We start from the raw sequence: 18160 nt of genomic DNA on the forward strand, positions 1-18160 counted from the left end.
GATTATTTGTATTTGACTTTTATTCATCATAAAGTATCTATATCAATAATATTTGCTTTACCAAACCAATTGGAGGCTTTATTAATTGCTTCTTTAGAATACGCTTCATTGTAGAAAACAATTAGATTTTCCATAGCTCTTGTACAGCTTACATAAAATAACTTTTGAGTTCTTTTGACTATTTCCACCTTACCAATAGTATCTTCAAATAAATACTTGTAGCTTAATTTTTTATCTCCACTTGGATCCAAACTTATTAGCACATTCGTAAATTCTGCCCCTTTTACACCATGTTGGGTTGAATAAATTGTATAACCTTCCACATAGTTATATAGATTTTCAATTTCACTGAATTTTACTTTTTTAACTCTCTCAAACAAATATTCATTTTTTTGTATGAATTCTTCAAGTTTGTCACTCATAAAGCAAATTCCGAGTTCATCGGCTTTATCTATAACATCTTCTATATTTGAATCTTTAATTGAATTTAATTCAATTAGTTTCCCCTTCAGCTCAATCTTATTCCTAGCGAAAAGAATCTTGAAGTCCACTAAATCCTTTAGCTCATAAAACCTTTCTTGGTTAAATAAAAAAAGTATCTCCTGTATCTTAAGTAGATGTCTGATTAAAATATCCCTTTCATCACTTCTCCTATTTGATTCTTCATTACTACTTTTCTTTTTTCCAATTAGCTTACTCCTATCTAAATAAATTCTTTTTATATTCTCAAATGATGATTTTAAAGCTTTTTCGAAAATATTATTATTCTCATTGATAAAATTAAATAGGCTCTCTGTAGGCAATACTTCTTTTATTTTTGGGTACTCCTTATTCAATAAATTAGCAGCTTTTAAAAATGTTAAATTCTCTTCATCTTTAATTTTTAATAGCTTACCTATTGCTTTTTCATATGATAACTGATTATCTATACCTTTTATTAATGACTCTATAACCTGACCGAAAGTATATTCATCATAGTTTTCTATTATTTCATATTTCTTGATATAGTCTTTAATTCTTTTTAAATAACTACTACTACCTACAATTTTATCTTTGGAGTAAATATCCATTAAGGATTGAAAATCAGCTTGCTTTGCTATCAAACTATGAGACAAATACAATTCCTTTGTTTCCTCATAATTTTTAAAATCCCAATTATCAAAAAAGGATAAACTTTTAACGTCTTCAATTTTCTTAGAATTACTGCCTGAATAAAGAAATAATATCTTTCCTTCCTTTATATTACCGTTTTCTTCATTATTAGGAGCATTACTATTCTTTTCAGCCTTTTGCTCAAGCCCATCTAACCTAATTTTATTTGCTAATTGAATCACACTCTGTGGGTTTCTCCTATTAACAATTTTCTGAACTTCAACTGGTAAAGATATTTTTACTCCCGTTTCTTCTTTAATTCCTAGGTAATCAGATAAATCCCCAATACCTTTCTCAAAAATTGATTGCATACTATCTCCAAAAAGGCCAACAATAGTGTTTTTTGTTAACTTATCTGATGACTTAAGAAGTATATCCAATACTTCTTCAAACGTATCTTGATATTCATCAACAAGTATAAGGTCATATCTATCATCCAGGATCTTGTTTAACAAAGGGTATTTTTCGAATAAATGTTTCGAAAGGCTAATAACTTCATCATGCGATATTACTCCCTTTTTAAAGCTTTTATATTCTCTGTATTCAATCTTTGTAATATCATCAGACCTAACAACTTTTTCTTTATACAAATCGAAAAATGCTTCAACTAAATTTATTTGATAATTGCCAATGTTAAACCATAAAAAATCGTGTATTGTTGAGACATATAGATTCTCGTGATTTGCCCGTTCTTTAATTTCATCTGCTGCAATATTTGTAAAGGTTATACATGCGATATTTGCGTGAGGCTTTTCTTTGTAAACTTGATTTAATAAGGCAATCAATGTATGAGTCTTACCACTCCCCGCGCCTCCACTTAATAGAAAATTACTTTTACCTTTTACAAGTTTTGTTATTGAGTCTATTTCTGAAGCCATAACAAACCTTCTTTAATATATGACGGAATTCCCCAATTACTATAACTTTCATTACTATGATATACAATATCTAATGCAAAATGAGTCTTCTTTTTTATACAATCCTCTGCTAAAGAATAAGCATCCTTTTTTTCTTCTCCCTCTAAGTCAAAATTTGATTCTTTTTTAAGTCCTTGAAACGTAGTCTTATTTTTTGTAATAAATTCTCTATTAAGATGAATAAAAGCATCTTCAAAACTTCTAGCATGATACCCCTTCTCCATATGCTGATATGACACGCATAAACTGCCTTTTTTTATAATATAATTGTTTACAGAATTCTTAAGGTCATCAAATTTATATGAGCTTAAAAAGTGAGTTAATGAATTGTTCGAAGTTCCCGAAGCTTCTTTATCTCCAACTCTGCATTTCTCTCTTTCTAATATAGGATTATCTTGCTTATCAGTTTTTCCATTATCCACAAGTTTAAAAGTATCAAAATCAGTTACTAGAAGTGATTTAATTCCTATAAAATCTATAAACTTTTCGAAAATGTGTGAATAAGCCCCAACTTCAACTATAGATATATTTTGGGATAATAACGCAGGAGATAATTTTTCATTTAAATCTAACTTCCTCATCATAACTGGCAGTAAAATACGTTCCGTATCTCCTTCAATTAAGATTGCTTTATCAGCAAAAAATAGCTCTGCTCTATTTATTGTTAAATATTGTTTTAAAAAAGCATATTGATCAGTTTCTACACTATATGCTTTTTTAAGGTCTTTTAAATTCTTAGAAATTATATTATTCTCCTTCTCTTCTTTTAAAAAATACTTTATATCATCAAAATTACTCTCAGCCGTTATATGAGATGAATGTGTGGTAATAATACTTTGAAGTATAAAAGTTTTTTTACCATCTACTTTTTCACCCTTAGAATCGAGTCCATTTTTCTCATTCTCAAGTATTCTAGTTATATTTTTTATGAATACATGCTGCATTTGAGGATGGGTATGCGCTTCAGGCTCTTCAATAAAGAGTAAATTTATATCTGCCGGAATCTGATTTTCAAGAATCTCCTTTTCCTTTCTAAACTCTCTACATTTTAATTCTATATCAAAGATCATGGCAAATAAATTCAAATAACCAAGACCATGGTAGTCTTCAGGTAAATGATGATCAATATGCTTATAAACTACTGAAGTATTCTCTTTTAATATATTTTTACTCTGTAGTGAAGATATTACTCCAATTATTGACTCACCTTCTTCCTTACCTCCAAATATTTCTACCTTTTTTAATACTTCTTCAAATACTTCAGGATAAATTTTATTTAATTCGTCATCAGTATTTTCTAATTCTTTCTTTAATTTCTTAATTGTCTTTTCCTCTTTTGGTGTATTCTCAATACTCTCATAATAATCTGCTGACAATTTTGATAATGTATTATCTGATCTATTAGTGTCTGAATTGTTTACTTCTCTTTTGGCCTTTATATTTTGGAAGTTTATAATTCTAGTTAAAGTTTTCTTATCCTTTATGAGTTGAGATATACCATAAGTACCATCAGCTTTATATTCTATAGTCTTTACTTGATTAATAAAAAAGCGTCCATTGTGATCTATTTTTAGAAAATCAATAATATTCTTATTCTTATTATCAGCTTTAAATTTTCTAAACTCTTCTTGAAGCAACTCATATAAGTTCGAATTCAACGAATGTTCAAAACCTATAACAACTACATTTTCTTCTTCTAAATTCAGAATCAAAGGAGAAATATTCTTTAGATTATCATTATTGTCATAATGTATTTCTAGTAAAAGCTTAATAGTAAAATCCAAATCCTCAGGAATCGCGATAGAGTTCTTATTCTCAAGCTTACTTAGTTCTAATTGTTTATCTATTGTGAAGTCATTAATGCTAAATTGACTTTTTTCATTGATGAATTTTTCCATCACCGATAATAATGAAGTCTTTCCAGTATTATTTTTTCCAATTATTAGTGACAAATTTTCCTCAAGATCTATTGAGAAGTCATTGAGCAATCTAAAGTTCTCAACTTTAATTTTCTTAATTATCATAAATAGGTTATATCGTTCATATTAATATTTTGACCTTTAAAAAGTATCTTACTTTTAGGCTTAATAAGCTGCTATTAATCATTATAAGGGAGAGAGGTCTAAAGATACTACTTTTCACTTTTATAAGAAATAAATTACATAGTTTTAAATCATTTAGAGACTTTAATAATAAGTATTTCATATACAAGACTACCACCTCGTATAAAGGGTACCCCGTAATGTTTTTTTTGGGATACCCCCCCATTTATAAGCATCTAACAAAAGCTATAAATGAATATCTTTATAGTCTATAAAAGAAACGTATAATTATATATAAGAAATTTTTGAGAATTTTTTGGGAATAAAATATTTTCTTAATTCTACAACATTATAAAACTTTACTAAACCTGAAAATAAATAAGAGCTTGGGGAAGTAAAACAAAAAAGTGACACAAAAAGTGGCACTTTTACAAAAACAAAAAACCCAACCAATTGATTAACAATTAGTTGAGTTTTCAACTCAGTGATCGCGACAGGATTCGAACCTGTGACCGTCTGCTTAGAAGGCAGATGCTCTATCCAGCTGAGCTACGCGACCAATAAAGTCGGGGTGGCAGGATTCGAACCTGCGACCTCCGCGTCCCAAACGCGGCGCGATAACCGGGCTACGCTACACCCCGAAAATTGGTTATCAATTTGTTTTTTGCGGAGAGACCGGGATTCGAACCCGGGCAACACTTACGCGTTGACAGATTAGCAATCTGCTCCATTACCACTCTGGCACCTCTCCAATAAATTAAGAACGTATCCTAAATTGCGGATGCAAATGTAACTTTTCATATTAAAGAACGCAACAATTTTTTGAGTTTTTTACATCTTATTTCATATTCCTTTGATAGACATAAATATATGGTTACATTTATTAGATAATGTCTAAGTATTCAAAAGATAGAGCCTTTACTGATTATGTACACCAAAATCTAGCTATTCCGTTGATTTATCAGTCTTTAAATTGGACACAAGTACAATTACGAAAAGATTATGCAAAATATATAGATATGATGAATGGTATTGATTATGTCTTTAGAAAAGGTGATAATATAATGACTGTTCAAGAACGATTTAGAGAAAAACAGTATGAAGACTTTAATGATTTTACGATAAGATATAGACGAGATTCAAATAAAATAAAATCGCGTCATGAGTCTGAATACTATAAAATGAAAGCGCATTATTTTACTTATGGGGTAATAGATAGTTCTAAATCTCAAATAAAAAAAGCAAATGATTTTATAAAGTATGCTGTCATAGATTTGAAAAAAGTATATCATAAGCTAGATTCTGAGCAAATAATCATTGTAGATAATAACGAGAATACATGCAAAATCATAGATGGAAAACGCATACAGTGCCCTGTTAAATATAATACAGATGGTTCCTCATCTTTCTTTCCTATAGATATTTCATATTTGGTAAAACTTTGGGGTGATGATATGCTTATTGCACAGAAGGGATATTTATAAATGATTCAAAATCATGTATTTCGTCGAATAATTAAAACTTTTTGTCGGTGCTGAAAATCTGTTTCGTAACTTTGTAGTCCCAAATTGATTGTTATTGAATTTTCAATGACAACGAAACTATTAACCGATGAAAAACCTACTTAAATTTGCACCTGTAATGGGTCTTGCTATGTCATTATTAAGCTGTACTTCAGAATCTTTAGAAAATGATATTTCGTCACAGCCAACATCAAATGAATTAAACGAACCTTGTATTGACCAAAATCCTATTACCAGAGTGGTTAACAATGGTACAATTGCTTTTGATTTTAAAGTAGTTGATAGTGATGGTATTGTTATAATTGATATTCCTAATATTCCGGCTAATACCACAACATCTTGGGCTAGTTTTAATGAAGGAGAAGTATTATTTTCATTAGACAGCAATCAAGCATCTGTGAGAGATGATAAGGTTGTATTACTTATGGATAATTGTATGGCTTACGAGATAGAGATTAATAGCAATAATCAAATTGTATCTTATACGCCTACTTCGCTTTAGAGCACAATAGAATAATTTTAGAATTGTTAACATCTGTTGTAAAGAACAGGTAAATGTTGCCACCGTCCTTTATTTTAAGTTTTTTCCTTATCTCATTTACAGATAACGGAAAGTTACGAGTGGTTACATTTGCTTTAGTTATACGTTTTTTAGCAAACTCTTTTTTGTTAAAAGGAATAACTTTTTCTATAACAAATTGTCTACCAGGGAAATCAATAGGTTTTTCGGTAGTATATAAATGTGAATGTTTGTGAAGTTTAAAACTATTGAGTTTACGGCTTAGTATATTAAATGCGCCTGCCTTTAAAATGGCTGAATTTGGCTCGTATAGGTAGGTGAGTGGCTTTGAATAATCTGCAGGTGAAGATAGTTCCTCATTATAGAAAAACTCAAAAGTTTCATTTTTAGATTTAGTAATATTAACGGACTTTATGAGAAAATCATCTTTGTAGTTCTGCTCTAAAATCCAGAGTAATTCTTTTACGTCATTATTGACAGCAACAACATGAAGTTCTTTTACATGTTTTAAATCTTGTTTAGTTGCAGTTATGTCTAATAGAGGTGATGTTTTTACCATCACGTTTTTGGCATATTTTAGAAATAGATCTTTAAATGTTTTAATATTTGGTGCACAATCCGAAAGTAGAAATACTTTATTTTTTGAGTTATCTCTACGTGATGGATCAATATATATCCAATCAAATGGTTTGTCTATACGCTTAAGAGCGTCGATTCCATTTTCATTTAAGCAATTAATATTTTTTGCTTTTAAGACTTGGTAGTTATGCTTTACAATTTCAGAAAGTTCTGTATCAACCTCACAATGGGTCACACTTTCAGCTTTTTTAGAAAAATGATAAGTATCAACACCAAAGCCTCCCGTAAGATCTATTAAGGATTTTCCAGATATTAAATTAGCTTTGTATTTAGCTGTAATTTCAGAAGAAGTTTGCTCAATATTCAGTTTGTTTGGGTAGTAGATGTTTTCTGTGTTAAACCAAGTCGGTAGTTTCTTTTCGCAACGCTTTTTGGCTTCAATCTGTTCTATAATCGTTTTAGAATCTATGTCTTCAAAATGAATACCTTTTAGTAATAAATTCGAAATATCTGAATTTAAATTTGAGTTTATAAATTCTTGAATTTCAGTATGTAGTATGGTTTTGTTCAAATTATTATTATAACCCTTTGGTGAGTTTGTTAACTATTTTATAATCAGATAAAAACTCTTTTAAAATTACTTTAATTGCTGTGTAAGCAGGTACGGCGACAATCATACCAACAATACCAAATAAAATACCTGCAATGATGATAACTAAGAAGATTTCTAAAGGGTGAGATTTTACACTTTTCGAAAAAATAAACGGTTGGCTAAAAAAATTATCTACCAATTGCGCAATAATAAAACCAATCATTACATAGGTGGTTTTTGGTAGTATTGATGTGCTAAAATCTAATTCTTGAACTAATCCGCTTGTCATACTTAAAAATAACATTAAAAATGCACTAACTAAAGGACCTACATACGGTACCAAATTAAGTAGTGCGCATAAAAATGCTATGACAATGGCATTTTGAATACCAAATACTAGTAATACTATAGTATAAATGATAAAAAGAATTGAAATCTGAAATATAAGCCCAACAAAATAGCGAGAAAGTAAATCTTTAATTTTGTTCCATGAGCGTTTAGAACGCATTTCTTTATTGTCTGGCACAAATATCATAACTCCATCTTCAAAAAGTTTACTGTCTTTTAAAAAGAAAAAACTAATAAAGAGTACCGAAAATAAACCAATACTAATACTTCCAATACCTCCAATAATACTATTTAAAAACGATGGTATAGCAGAAAAATCAAACTTAGATAAAAGGCCAGATTTCTTAATCGACTCTTCAATATTTATATTGTTAAATTCAAAATAATCTATCAATTGCTCATATATATAATTGATGTTTTTATTGAACTCTTCAGAGTTTAACAGAGCCAAACTTTTACCTTGATCTTTTATAAGTGGAATAAATAGAGATAATAAGCCTATTAGTAATCCTATAAATAGTAACATAGTTACTACTACAGCTAATGTGTTTTTAAATTTAAGTTTGCGTCTTAAAAATAATACAATAGGTCTCCCAATTAACGAAATAACACCAGCTACAGCAATATAAACGATTACAGATTGTATTTTGTAAAGAAAAAATAAAATCAATACAATAGCTAAAAGAATACCTAAAGCTCTAAGAATACCGTTTGCAATGATTTTTGAATTCATAACTCAAAGATGCTGAATTTAATTCAGCGTTACAAATTTTTAGAATTAAGTTGATTGGTAATTTCGTAAAGCGCAATACTTGTAGCTTGTACCACATTCATACTACTATTGTTGCCATACATGTTAATATGTATTATGGCATCACATAGCTTTAAAACAGATTCTGAAACACCAAAATTTTCATCACCAAGTATTAACGCTATTGGTTTATTATTGCTTAATGAGAATTTGCCCAATTCAATACTGTTCTCAGTAATTTCTAAGGCAATAATGTAATGTGTGTTTTTTAATTGTTGTATGGTGTCATTTATATCTTGTTCCGCTTTAAAATTGACATATTTCTCAGTAGAACGCGATGTTTTGCTCATGCGTTTTCCTATTGGAATATTATTACCACAAAATACTATTTCTTCAATATTAAAAGCATCAGCTGTGCGAAACAGAGAGCCAATATTTGGTGCATTAGTAATGTTTTCGCAAACTAATGTAATAGGATGCTTTTGTTTTTTAAAGTTAGAAGTGTAGTGGGTGAGTTGCAAATAGATTTTTGATTTAGAATTACAATTTTAGATTTACATTATTCGACATTAGTCAATCTATAATCGTCAATTAGTAAAAGCATACTTCACAATATTAGCACCCATTTTAAGAGCTTTTTCACGTACTTCTTCTGGGTCATTGTGTACTTCTGCATCTTCCCAACCATCACCTAAATCACTTTCAAAAGTAAATAATAAAACAAGTCTATCTTCATGAAAAATACCAAATGCTTGTGGTGCTTTTCCATCGTGCTCATGGATTTTTGGTAAACCGTTAGGAAAGTTAAATGCCGTATTGAATATTTCGTGATCTTTAGGGATTTCTCTTAATTCATTATTTGGAAATACTTTTTTCAATTCTTTGGTAATATAAGGCTCCATTCCGTAATTATCATCGATATGAAGAAATCCACCAGAAATCAGATAATTCCTTAGGTTTTCGGCATCATCATCACTAAAAAATACATTGCCATGACCTGTCATATGCAACAACGGAAATTGAAAAATATCTGTACTACCAACTTCTACAGTCTGTATGTTTTCGTTAATGTTGGTGTCTATATTGTCATTACAATATTTTACCAAATTGGGTAATGCGGTAGGATTACTGTACCAATCACCACCACCTTTGTATTTTAAAACAGCTACATCTTGGGCTAAAAGTACTGTAGTAGTTAGTATAAAGTAGATTGTAACTATAAATTTCATATTACTTGGTGCGTAGGTGTATTATTCAAAGTTAAAGGAATATATTTAAACTAAAACGCTTATTTGTTTTCTTTAACAGAAAAAATCGCTAGAAGCACATTTTTGTACTGAATAGCGATTTTAATTGATACAATTTAGAGGGTTATTCGTCACGAAAAGCAAAGTAACCTTCATCTAAATATTCACCTTCGTCAATAATATCTTGAGGTTTTTCTTTGTGTAATTTTAGTTGTTTTTCTCTGTTTATGAGCATTTTTTTATATGTTATATTAGTGCCTGTTGTGCCTTTATTAGGGTTTTTTATATCTGCGTTATGATTTTGTTTTTTCATTTTTAAGTTTATATTTTTATTTGAGTTTAAAAGTTTTGATAATATATAATCCGAATAAAAAGAATAATTCGTGCTCTTCTCCATAAGTGTCTTCTTCTAGGTTTATATCTGTTTCGTAACGTAGTTCATTTAGAAAATTGATTACTATTTCTGGTTTTATGAAATCATGAGCTTTGTAATATTCAGTTTTAGAATATTCTTCATTATAAGTATGATTTGTAATATGTTCGTCTAAGAGTAACTCTAGTTGTTCTTTTTGATAGCTTTTACTGTAATTTTCAAAAAGGCGTTCACCTAGTTCTTCTTTTGTATAAGCTTGAATACGCCCTTTTTTATCTATGCCTTGCCAAAATTCTAAGAGTTCTAAAATTTCATTTAAAGTAAGCTTACGCGTCTTAGGGTCTAAAGTTTTTAAATATTTAGAGTGTTCAGTAACGTAGGTTTTGTAAGCTGATGAATCATCGAAATAATTTTTAAAAGTTTCTGAGCTTTTTATGCCTATCATTTCTCTAAAATCTTTTTTATACATGATTTTTTCATTCCCAATAAGATGTTTTAAAAGCTTTTTTAAAACCTGTTGATTAATCTTATCTTTATATACTTTTAATTCTTCATGCTTTATAACATTAGCTATATAAAGAATGTAAATGATGTTTCGTTCTATGCTTTCAATTTTTGAGCAAAAAAACGAGATAATAACAAATTTTAAAGTAATGCCATGCTGTTTGTAATAGTATGGATTTTTAATTTTTAGATTTAATAAGGACTCATAAACGTCATTTTCCTTTAAAGATTTTTTTTGAGGCATAATGTATTTTAATTTTCTTCTCTAGAATTCCAATATTCGTCGTTATTAGGATTTAGTTGATTTGCGTGATTGTCTAAATCTGCTTGTGTGTACTCGTAGTCTTTGTGTAATGCCATGATTTGTTCATTTTTGTTATTAATATTTTTACAAAAATAAAGAGGCTTTTAAGTAATGGAGTGGAAATAATCGACGATAAGATTTTTATTTATTATTCATTAATAAAAGCCACCGAATGACATGCTGTAATTGCAGCTGTTTCTGTACGAAGACGTGTATTTCCTAAGGTTATTGGTGTGTATTCAGTTGCTAAAGCTATTTCAATTTCTTTAACGCTAAAATCGCCTTCTGGTCCAATGAGTATAATATAATCTTCGTTTGCTCTCAACTGTGATTTTAAAGATCTTTTGTCTGTGTCTTCGCAATGCGCTATAAACTTATGACTAGAAAAATCTTGACGTATAAAATTCTTAAACGAAATAGGAGTATTTAGTTTTGGCAAATAACATTGTAAAGATTGTTTCATTGCAGATTGAATGATTTTTTCAAAACGTTCTAATTTCACCATTTTACGCTCGCTATTATCACAAATGATTGGTGTAATTTCGTCAATACCTATTTCGGTAGCTTTTTCTAAAAACCATTCGTAACGATCATTCATTTTTGTTGGAGCTACCGCTAAATGTAAAGTATAATCTTTTTTTGATTGAAGGCTTTTAGATAAAATATTTACAGCACAATGTTTGGTGTCAGCTAAGGTTAATTCAGCGTTAAATAACCAGCCTTTTCCATTAGTAATGTGTAATTGATCTCCAATTTTTTTACGAAGTACTTTTACAATATGTCTGCTTTCGTCTTTATCGAAGCTGAACATATTGTCATTTTCTGATATATTTGGGTTGTAGAATAATTGCATTAATCTATGGCTTCAGAATATTGTAAAACTGTAATTTCTTCTATTATTTTTTTTGGCTGTGTTTTAAGAATAATATAGTGCCATTTTTTATCTTCTATATCTAGAGTAAAAATAGTGTTTTTGTCATTTTCTTTAACAGCTTCTTCAAATTTTGGATGCATTTTTCCTTCAGGAAACCAGCCAGAATCTCCGCCTCGTTTAGCGTTTATGTCCATAGAGTGAATTTTTGCTAGTTTACTAAATGTATAGCCTTTTTGGTATTGAGATATAATTTTATAGCGTTTAGCATTAATTTCTTCTAAAGTCAATTTGTTACCATCAAAAAAGATATATCGTACTTTGTAATGAGGTGTTTTACTTTTAGCTATAACTTTATATACTGTCTTTTTGTTTTCGTTTTTGACAGTTTTTGTGTTTCCTTCAGAGAGCTTAAATAAATCATCTGCCAAGCGTGTTTTATGCTTTTCTTTGTTAAAAGTAAATACTTTACTCTTGTTAGCTTTTTTATAGGTTTTAGCAAAGGATTTTGCTTCTTCAATAGAGTTTATAGAATCGAGTTCTTTTTCTAAAGATTCTTGCGAAAAACTTAACAACGGAACTAATAATAATGCTAGTAATAACTGTTTCATAATAAATATATGTGTTTAGTAAGATTTGGAGTACTTACAAAACAACTAAATTTTAAAACTGAATTGAACTAAAACCTTAGAGCTTATTAACAGATGTTTTAACAATTTATATCTTCAACCTAGCTGTAGCCATCACATCAAAATCTGAAAAATCTTTTTCTAAGTATTTTAAATAACCAACAATAGCTATCATAGCAGCATTGTCTGTAGTATATTCAAATTTAGGAATGTAAGTCGTCCAGCCATGTTTGCTTTCAGCATCTTTAAGGGCTTGTCTTATACCAGAATTGGCAGAAACACCACCACCAATAGCAATGTGTTTTGTGCCTGTTTGCTTTACGGCAAGTTTTAGTTTATCCATTAAAATACCAATAATAGTATACTGAATGGAAGCACAGATGTCATTTAGGTTTTCTTCCACAAAATTTGGATTGGCTTTAGTTTCGCGTTGTACAAAATAAAGGATTGCGGTTTTTAATCCTGAAAAACTAAAATTAAGACCATCTACTTTTGGTTTGGTAAATTTATAAGCTTTAGGGTTTCCTAACTGTGCACGTTTGTCAATTTCTGGACCAGCAGGATAACCCAATCCTAATACTTTTCCGCTTTTATCGTAAGCTTCACCAACAGCATCATCAATGGTTTCGCCTAAAACTTCCATTTCAAAATGACTGGTAACTTTTACAATTTGTGTGTGTCCACCAGAAATAGTCATTGCTAAAAAAGGAAAGGGTGGTTTTTTATGGTCTTCTTCTTCAATAAAATGTGCCAAAATATGCGCTTGCATATGGTTAACATCAATCAACGGAATATCCAATCCATAGGCTAAAGATTTAGCAAAAGAAGTGCCAACTAAAAGCGAACCCATTAAACCAGGACCACGAGTAAAAGCAATAGCACTTAATTGATCTTTAGTAATACCAGCTTTTTCTAATGCCTGATGCACAACCGGAACTATGTTTTGCTGATGCGCTCTAGATGCTAGTTCTGGCACAACTCCGCCATACTCTGTATGTATTTTTTGGTCTGCTACAACATTACTTAAAATGGTGTCGTTACATAATACAGCAGCCGATGTATCATCGCAAGAAGATTCAATACCAAGAATGTAAATATTTTCTTTTTTCATTAACTAAAAAGGGCACAATAATTGTTAATTTTACCAGACGTAGTCTAAAACAATACTTGTTAACGTATTGTATAGGCAAAGGTAGTGAAGATTTCATCAATTAATAAGTATAAATTCTATCAAACGAATACTCAAAATAATAGGTAAAATAGCAGGTATAATTCTGTTGTTGTTTCTTATTGTTTTTTTAATTGTTGGGATTCCTGCCGTACAAACCAAACTTGGTAAATACGCTACCGAAAGATTAAATGAAGATTTTAAAACCGATATTAATATTGGTAAAGTTGGTCTTCAGCTCAATGGTGATATAGAGCTCAAAGAAATTTTAATTAGAGATTACAAAAAGGATACTTTAATTAGTATTGGTGAGCTAAACAGTTCTATTATAAGTTTTAAAAACCTTTACAATAGCAAACTCAACTTTGGCGATATAGATATTCATGATTTGGTTTTCAATTTAAAGACCTATAAAGGAAAAAGAGACACCAATCTAGATGTTTTTGTAGAAAAATTCGATGACGATAACCCAAGAGTAGGACCTAGTAAGTTCTTGTTGTCGTCTAGCGATGTGTCTATAGAAGATGGTATTTTTAAGCTCACAGATGAAAATCTTGAAAATCCTAAAATCTTTGTATTTACAGAGCTCAATGCAAATACAACTAATTTTTTAATTTATGGACCAGACGTAAGTTCTCGTATTAATAAATTCAGTTTTAAAGATAGTAGAGGTATTGCTGTAGATAATTTAATGGCAAATTTTGAGTACACTTTGCATCATATGAATTTTGGCGATCTTAAGATAAAGACTGAGAATTCTGAATTAAAAGGCGACTTAAGATTTGATTATAAACGAGAAGACTTAAAATACTTTACAGATAAGGTAAATGTAACAGCAAGTTTTAAGGATTCTGAAGTTTCACTCACAGAACTAAATGTGTTTTTTGATGAATTTGGTGTTAATCAGCGTGCAAGTTTTAATGCAGATTTATCAGGTACGTTAAATAATCTTACTGCCAAAAACCTTAATGTTAGTACTACAAGAAATACAAGAATTATAGGAGATGTTAATTTTAAAGGTTTGTTTAATAGAGAAGAAGATAGTTTTTCTTTAGATGGTAATTTTAAAAATTTAGCTTCAAATTATAACGATTTAACAGCGTTGCTTCCTAAAATTTTGGGTAATGCTATACCATCATTTTTTTCTAAGGTAGGTAATTTTAGAGCTCGAGGAACATCTCATATAACAGCAAATCGTATTGATGCAGATCTAGCAATAGATACAGACTTAGGATTTGTGAAATCTGATTTAAAATTAACCGAAATAGATGATATAGATGAAGCAAGTTATATTGGTAATGTTGTTTTTGATCAGTTTGATATTGGTCAGCTTATAAATGATCCTAAGGCAAAATTTGTTTCTGCTAACCTCGATGTAGATGGTAAAGGTTTTGTATTAAACAATTTACGTACAGATATTGAAGGTGACGTTTTTAGTTTAGAATATAACGATTACACTTATCAAGGTGTGCATGTTTCTGGTAATCTTGGCAATAAGATTTTTAATGGAAAACTATTAGCAGATGATCCTAATCTACAATTAAACTTTAACGGGTTAGTTGATTTTGTTGAAGCGGAAAAGAAATTCGATTTTAAAGCTAATGTTGGTTATGCAGATTTAAGAGCACTCAATTTTGTAACAAGAGATAGTATATCTGAATTTAGAGGACTGGTTAATATAACCGCAACAGGTTCTACTTATAATGATGTAAGTGGTGCAATAAACATAAAGAACACTACCTATAAAAATCAGGATAACAGATATAGTTTTCAAGATTTTGATATTGTGTCTTCATTTAAGGGTGATGAACGTACAATCTCTATTAATTCACCAGATATTGTTAACGGAAGTGTAAAAGGAAAATTTAAGATTGAAGATGTTTTAAAACTCGCTGAAAATTCGATAGGTAGTATCTATGCTAACTATATTCCTTTTGAAGTTGATGAGGGACAGTACATTGATTTTAGATTTAATATCTATTCAAAAATTGCTGCTGTATTCTTTAAAGATTTGTATTTGGGTAAGAACACCTTTGTTGAAGGTAGAATAGAAACCGACGAAAAAGGATTTGAACTCACCTTTAACTCACCTGAGATAAAATTTCAGGATTATTTTGTAAATGATATTAATGTTAGTGTAGATAATAGCAACCCTCTGTATAACACATTTATAGAAATAGACAGTTTAAGTGCTGGTGTATATGATGCTTCAGATTTTACACTAATCAATGTAACCAAAAGAGATACACTTCTTATAAAAACTGAGTTTAAAGGCGGAAAAAGCAATAAAGACAGATTTGACCTTAATCTTTTTTATACAATAGACGAAGCCAATAAATCTATTTTAGGTTTTAGAAAATCTGATATGCTTTTTAAAGGGCATGATTGGATGATTAATTCAGAAAAGAATAATTTTAATAAAGTTAGGTTTGATAGGACTCTAACAGCTTTCGATATTTTTCCTATAACCATAAATCAAGGTAATGAAGAAATAGAACTTTCGGGTACTATTACTGATAAAGAAAACAAAAATCTTAAAGTAGATTTTAAAGATGTGGAGCTAGATAAGATTACACCACATATAGATAGTTTGGCTTTAGATGGTACTGTTAACGGAAAACTAAGCGTTTTACAAAACGATGGAATTTATTTACCTAAATCTAATATAGAAGTAAATAATCTTAATGTAAATGATTACAATCTTGGAAAATTAAATGCAAAGTTAGAAGGCAACAATTCCATAACAAATTATAAGGTAGATGTTTCTTTGGTTAATGATAATCTAACCTCTTTTTTAGCCAGAGGAAGCGTTGATGTAGTCAAACAAAACCCTACCATTAATTTAGATGTTGCATTCGAAGAATTTTTATTAGACCCATTAAATCCTTTAGGGGAAGGAGTTATTAGTAATATTAGAGGTTTGGTTTCTGGTAATGCTAAAGTAACAGGTAGTCTTAAAAAGCCAAGTATTGATGGTGAGTTATTGTTAGATAGAGCAGGTTTATCCATACCATATCTTAATGTAGATTATGGTTTCGATTTTGACTCTAAGGTGTCATTACGAAACCAGCAGTTTATTTTCAATAATGTAGCCATGACAGATTCTAAGTATTTCTCTAGAGGTTACCTTAATGGATTTATAGAACATAATAATTTTTCTGACTGGAAATTGGGTTTAGATCTAAGTACAGATCGTTTGTTAGTTTTAAACACAGAAGAATCTGAAGACGAATTATATTACGGAACAGGTTTTATATCTGGTACAGCAGAGATAAAAGGTCCTACAGATCAATTAGTGATTGATGTAGATGATGGTAAAACCGAAGCTGGAACAGAATTTTTTATACCCTTAAATGATTCTGAGAGTTTTGGTGATAATTCATTCATCCATTTCCTTACACCTGAAGAAAAAATGGCAAGGATTAATGGAGAAATACAAGAACAAATTTCAGTTAAAGGATTAGTGTTAGATTTTGATTTAAATGTAACACAAGATGCCGTAATAGAAATTGTTATCGATAAAGATTCAGGAAGTACAATAAAAGGAAAAGGAGAAGGTAACTTAGGTTTTTTCATTAATACCAATGGTACTTTTGATATGTGGGGAGATTTTACAGTATATGAAGGAACCTATAATTTTAAATATCGTGGACTGGTTGAAAAAAGATTTAATGTAGAGCCAGGTGGTGTTTTAGAATGGGAAGGTGATCCTATGAAAGCACAAATAGACATTAAAGCGGTTTATCAAGGTTCTGCAAACCCTTCAGTTTTATTAGATAATCCTATTAATCAAACCATACCAGTTGAAGTAGAAATACACCTTACAGGTCAGTTAGAGCAACCAGATCCTGAGTTTAATTTTAGGTTCCCAACAGTAAATTCAACTGTGAAATCAGAGCTAGATTACAGATTGTCCTCTAAAGATGAGCGCGATAACCAAGCTTTATATTTTTTAACAACAGGGAGTTTCGCTAGTGGTTTAGCAGGTGTTAATTTTTCGGGCACTATAGCCGAACGATTAACAGGTATTGTCAATAATTTATTAGGGAGTGATAATGATGGTTTAAAGGTTGGTATTGATGTAGAATTAGGTCAAGACACACCAGAGTTGCAAACCAATAGTAGAGTAGGTCTTACATTACAAACCAAAATATCAGATAAAATATTAATAAATGGTAAAGTAGGTGTTCCTTTTGGCAGTGCACAACAAACTACAATTAGAGGAGATGTACAAATAGATTGGTTGTTAAATGAAGATGGTACCTTTAGAGCAAAAGTTTTTAATAGAGAAAATACAATTAGAAACTTTGGGGAAGAAATTGGTTATACACAAGGGGTTGGTTTGTCTTATAATGTAGAGTTTGATACGTTTAAAGAACTTATCGATATTATTTTCTCTGGAAAAAATAGAAAAGATAAACCGGTAAAGAAAGAAGAAGAAAAAGAAGAGGATGATGACCTTATGCCAGACTACATTACAATGAAAAAAAAGAAGACAAAATCTAAGTCTTAATATCACTTTTTTCAATTTTTCAGAAATAGTTATTAACGAAAACGTTTGAGTTTTTGTGAGTCTGTTTTTTTTATGACAATAGTCATTATATTCCGTTTATAGTTTATTAATTTTACTGTATAGAATA

Annotated in this window: 14 protein-coding genes and 3 tRNA genes; 3 read left to right on the plus strand and 14 right to left on the minus strand. The window is 29.9% G+C overall.

The genetic code is table 11. The features are described 5' to 3' along the window. Positions 1–26 precede the first annotated feature (26 nt). From N4A42_RS06980 to N4A42_RS07000, 5 genes are all read right to left on the minus strand, one after another. Positions 27–2030, minus strand: coding sequence for a UvrD-helicase domain-containing protein (locus N4A42_RS06980; protein ID WP_294071849.1), 2004 nt, complete (start codon positions 2028–2030; stop codon positions 27–29). Continuing rightward, on the minus strand, positions 2015–4093 hold the full coding sequence (locus N4A42_RS06985) for an AAA family ATPase (RefSeq protein ID WP_294071852.1): 2079 nt from the start codon (positions 4091–4093) through the stop codon (positions 2015–2017). The genes N4A42_RS06980 and N4A42_RS06985 overlap by 16 nt, the downstream gene beginning before the upstream one ends. A gap of 503 nt (positions 4094–4596) precedes the next feature. After that, positions 4597–4670: transfer RNA gene (locus N4A42_RS06990), tRNA-Arg, on the minus strand. Positions 4671–4677: 7 nt separating this feature from the next. Next, a tRNA-Pro gene (locus N4A42_RS06995) sits at positions 4678–4752 on the minus strand. Between the two features lie 26 nt (positions 4753–4778). Next, positions 4779–4862: transfer RNA gene (locus N4A42_RS07000), tRNA-Ser, on the minus strand. Positions 4863–5001: 139 nt separating this feature from the next. Between N4A42_RS07000 and N4A42_RS07005 the strand changes: the two genes are divergently transcribed. Both N4A42_RS07005 and N4A42_RS07010 read left to right on the plus strand, forming a co-directional pair. Continuing rightward, positions 5002–5595 carry a hypothetical protein gene (locus tag N4A42_RS07005; RefSeq protein WP_294071855.1) on the plus strand — a complete coding sequence of 198 codons (594 nt, stop codon included), beginning with the start codon at positions 5002–5004 and terminating at the stop codon, positions 5593–5595. Positions 5596–5722: 127 nt separating this feature from the next. Further along, entirely contained in the window at positions 5723–6136 is a 414-nt protein-coding gene (locus N4A42_RS07010; RefSeq protein WP_294071858.1) for a hypothetical protein, read from the plus strand. Here N4A42_RS07010 and N4A42_RS07015 read toward each other — a convergent pair. From N4A42_RS07015 to tsaD, 9 genes are all read right to left on the minus strand, one after another. Further along, complete coding sequence (locus N4A42_RS07015) at positions 6123–7304, minus strand: class I SAM-dependent methyltransferase (protein ID WP_294071861.1); 1182 nt, start codon at positions 7302–7304, stop codon at positions 6123–6125. The genes N4A42_RS07010 and N4A42_RS07015 overlap by 14 nt on opposite strands. Before the next feature lie 7 nt (positions 7305–7311). After that, a complete protein-coding gene (locus N4A42_RS07020; protein WP_294071864.1) occupies positions 7312–8406 on the minus strand; it encodes an AI-2E family transporter in 1095 nt (364 codons plus the stop codon). A gap of 29 nt (positions 8407–8435) precedes the next feature. Further along, on the minus strand, positions 8436–8945 hold the full coding sequence (locus N4A42_RS07025; RefSeq protein WP_294071867.1) for a TrmH family RNA methyltransferase: 510 nt from the start codon (positions 8943–8945) through the stop codon (positions 8436–8438). Between the two features lie 66 nt (positions 8946–9011). Continuing rightward, entirely contained in the window at positions 9012–9653 is a 642-nt protein-coding gene (locus N4A42_RS07030; RefSeq protein ID WP_294071870.1) for a DUF4159 domain-containing protein, read from the minus strand. Positions 9654–9795: 142 nt separating this feature from the next. Continuing rightward, on the minus strand, positions 9796–9984 hold the full coding sequence (locus N4A42_RS07035; RefSeq protein ID WP_294071873.1) for a hypothetical protein: 189 nt from the start codon (positions 9982–9984) through the stop codon (positions 9796–9798). Positions 9985–10000: 16 nt separating this feature from the next. Beyond that, entirely contained in the window at positions 10001–10792 is a 792-nt protein-coding gene (locus N4A42_RS07040; protein ID WP_294071876.1) for a hypothetical protein, read from the minus strand. A gap of 208 nt (positions 10793–11000) precedes the next feature. Continuing rightward, the gene (locus N4A42_RS07045; RefSeq protein WP_294071879.1) at positions 11001–11705 is read right to left on the minus strand and encodes a 16S rRNA (uracil(1498)-N(3))-methyltransferase; all 705 of its coding nucleotides are present in this window, start codon (positions 11703–11705) and stop codon (positions 11001–11003) included. After that, positions 11705–12334 (minus strand): peptidylprolyl isomerase, encoded by a 630-nt coding sequence (locus N4A42_RS07050; RefSeq protein WP_294071882.1) that lies wholly within the window; start codon positions 12332–12334, stop codon positions 11705–11707. The genes N4A42_RS07045 and N4A42_RS07050 overlap by 1 nt, the downstream gene beginning before the upstream one ends. Before the next feature lie 106 nt (positions 12335–12440). Continuing rightward, positions 12441–13463 carry a tRNA (adenosine(37)-N6)-threonylcarbamoyltransferase complex transferase subunit TsaD gene (tsaD, locus tag N4A42_RS07055; protein ID WP_294071885.1) on the minus strand — a complete coding sequence of 341 codons (1023 nt, stop codon included), beginning with the start codon at positions 13461–13463 and terminating at the stop codon, positions 12441–12443. Positions 13464–13632: 169 nt separating this feature from the next. On the opposite strand from tsaD, the gene N4A42_RS07060 reads away from it, so the two are divergent. Beyond that, positions 13633–18033 (plus strand): translocation/assembly module TamB domain-containing protein, encoded by a 4401-nt coding sequence (locus N4A42_RS07060; RefSeq protein ID WP_294071888.1) that lies wholly within the window; start codon positions 13633–13635, stop codon positions 18031–18033. Positions 18034–18160: the final 127 nt, after the last annotated feature.

The sequence above is a fragment of the Winogradskyella sp. genome (assembly GCF_025210595.1).
Lineage (GTDB): Bacteria > Bacteroidota > Bacteroidia > Flavobacteriales > Flavobacteriaceae > Winogradskyella.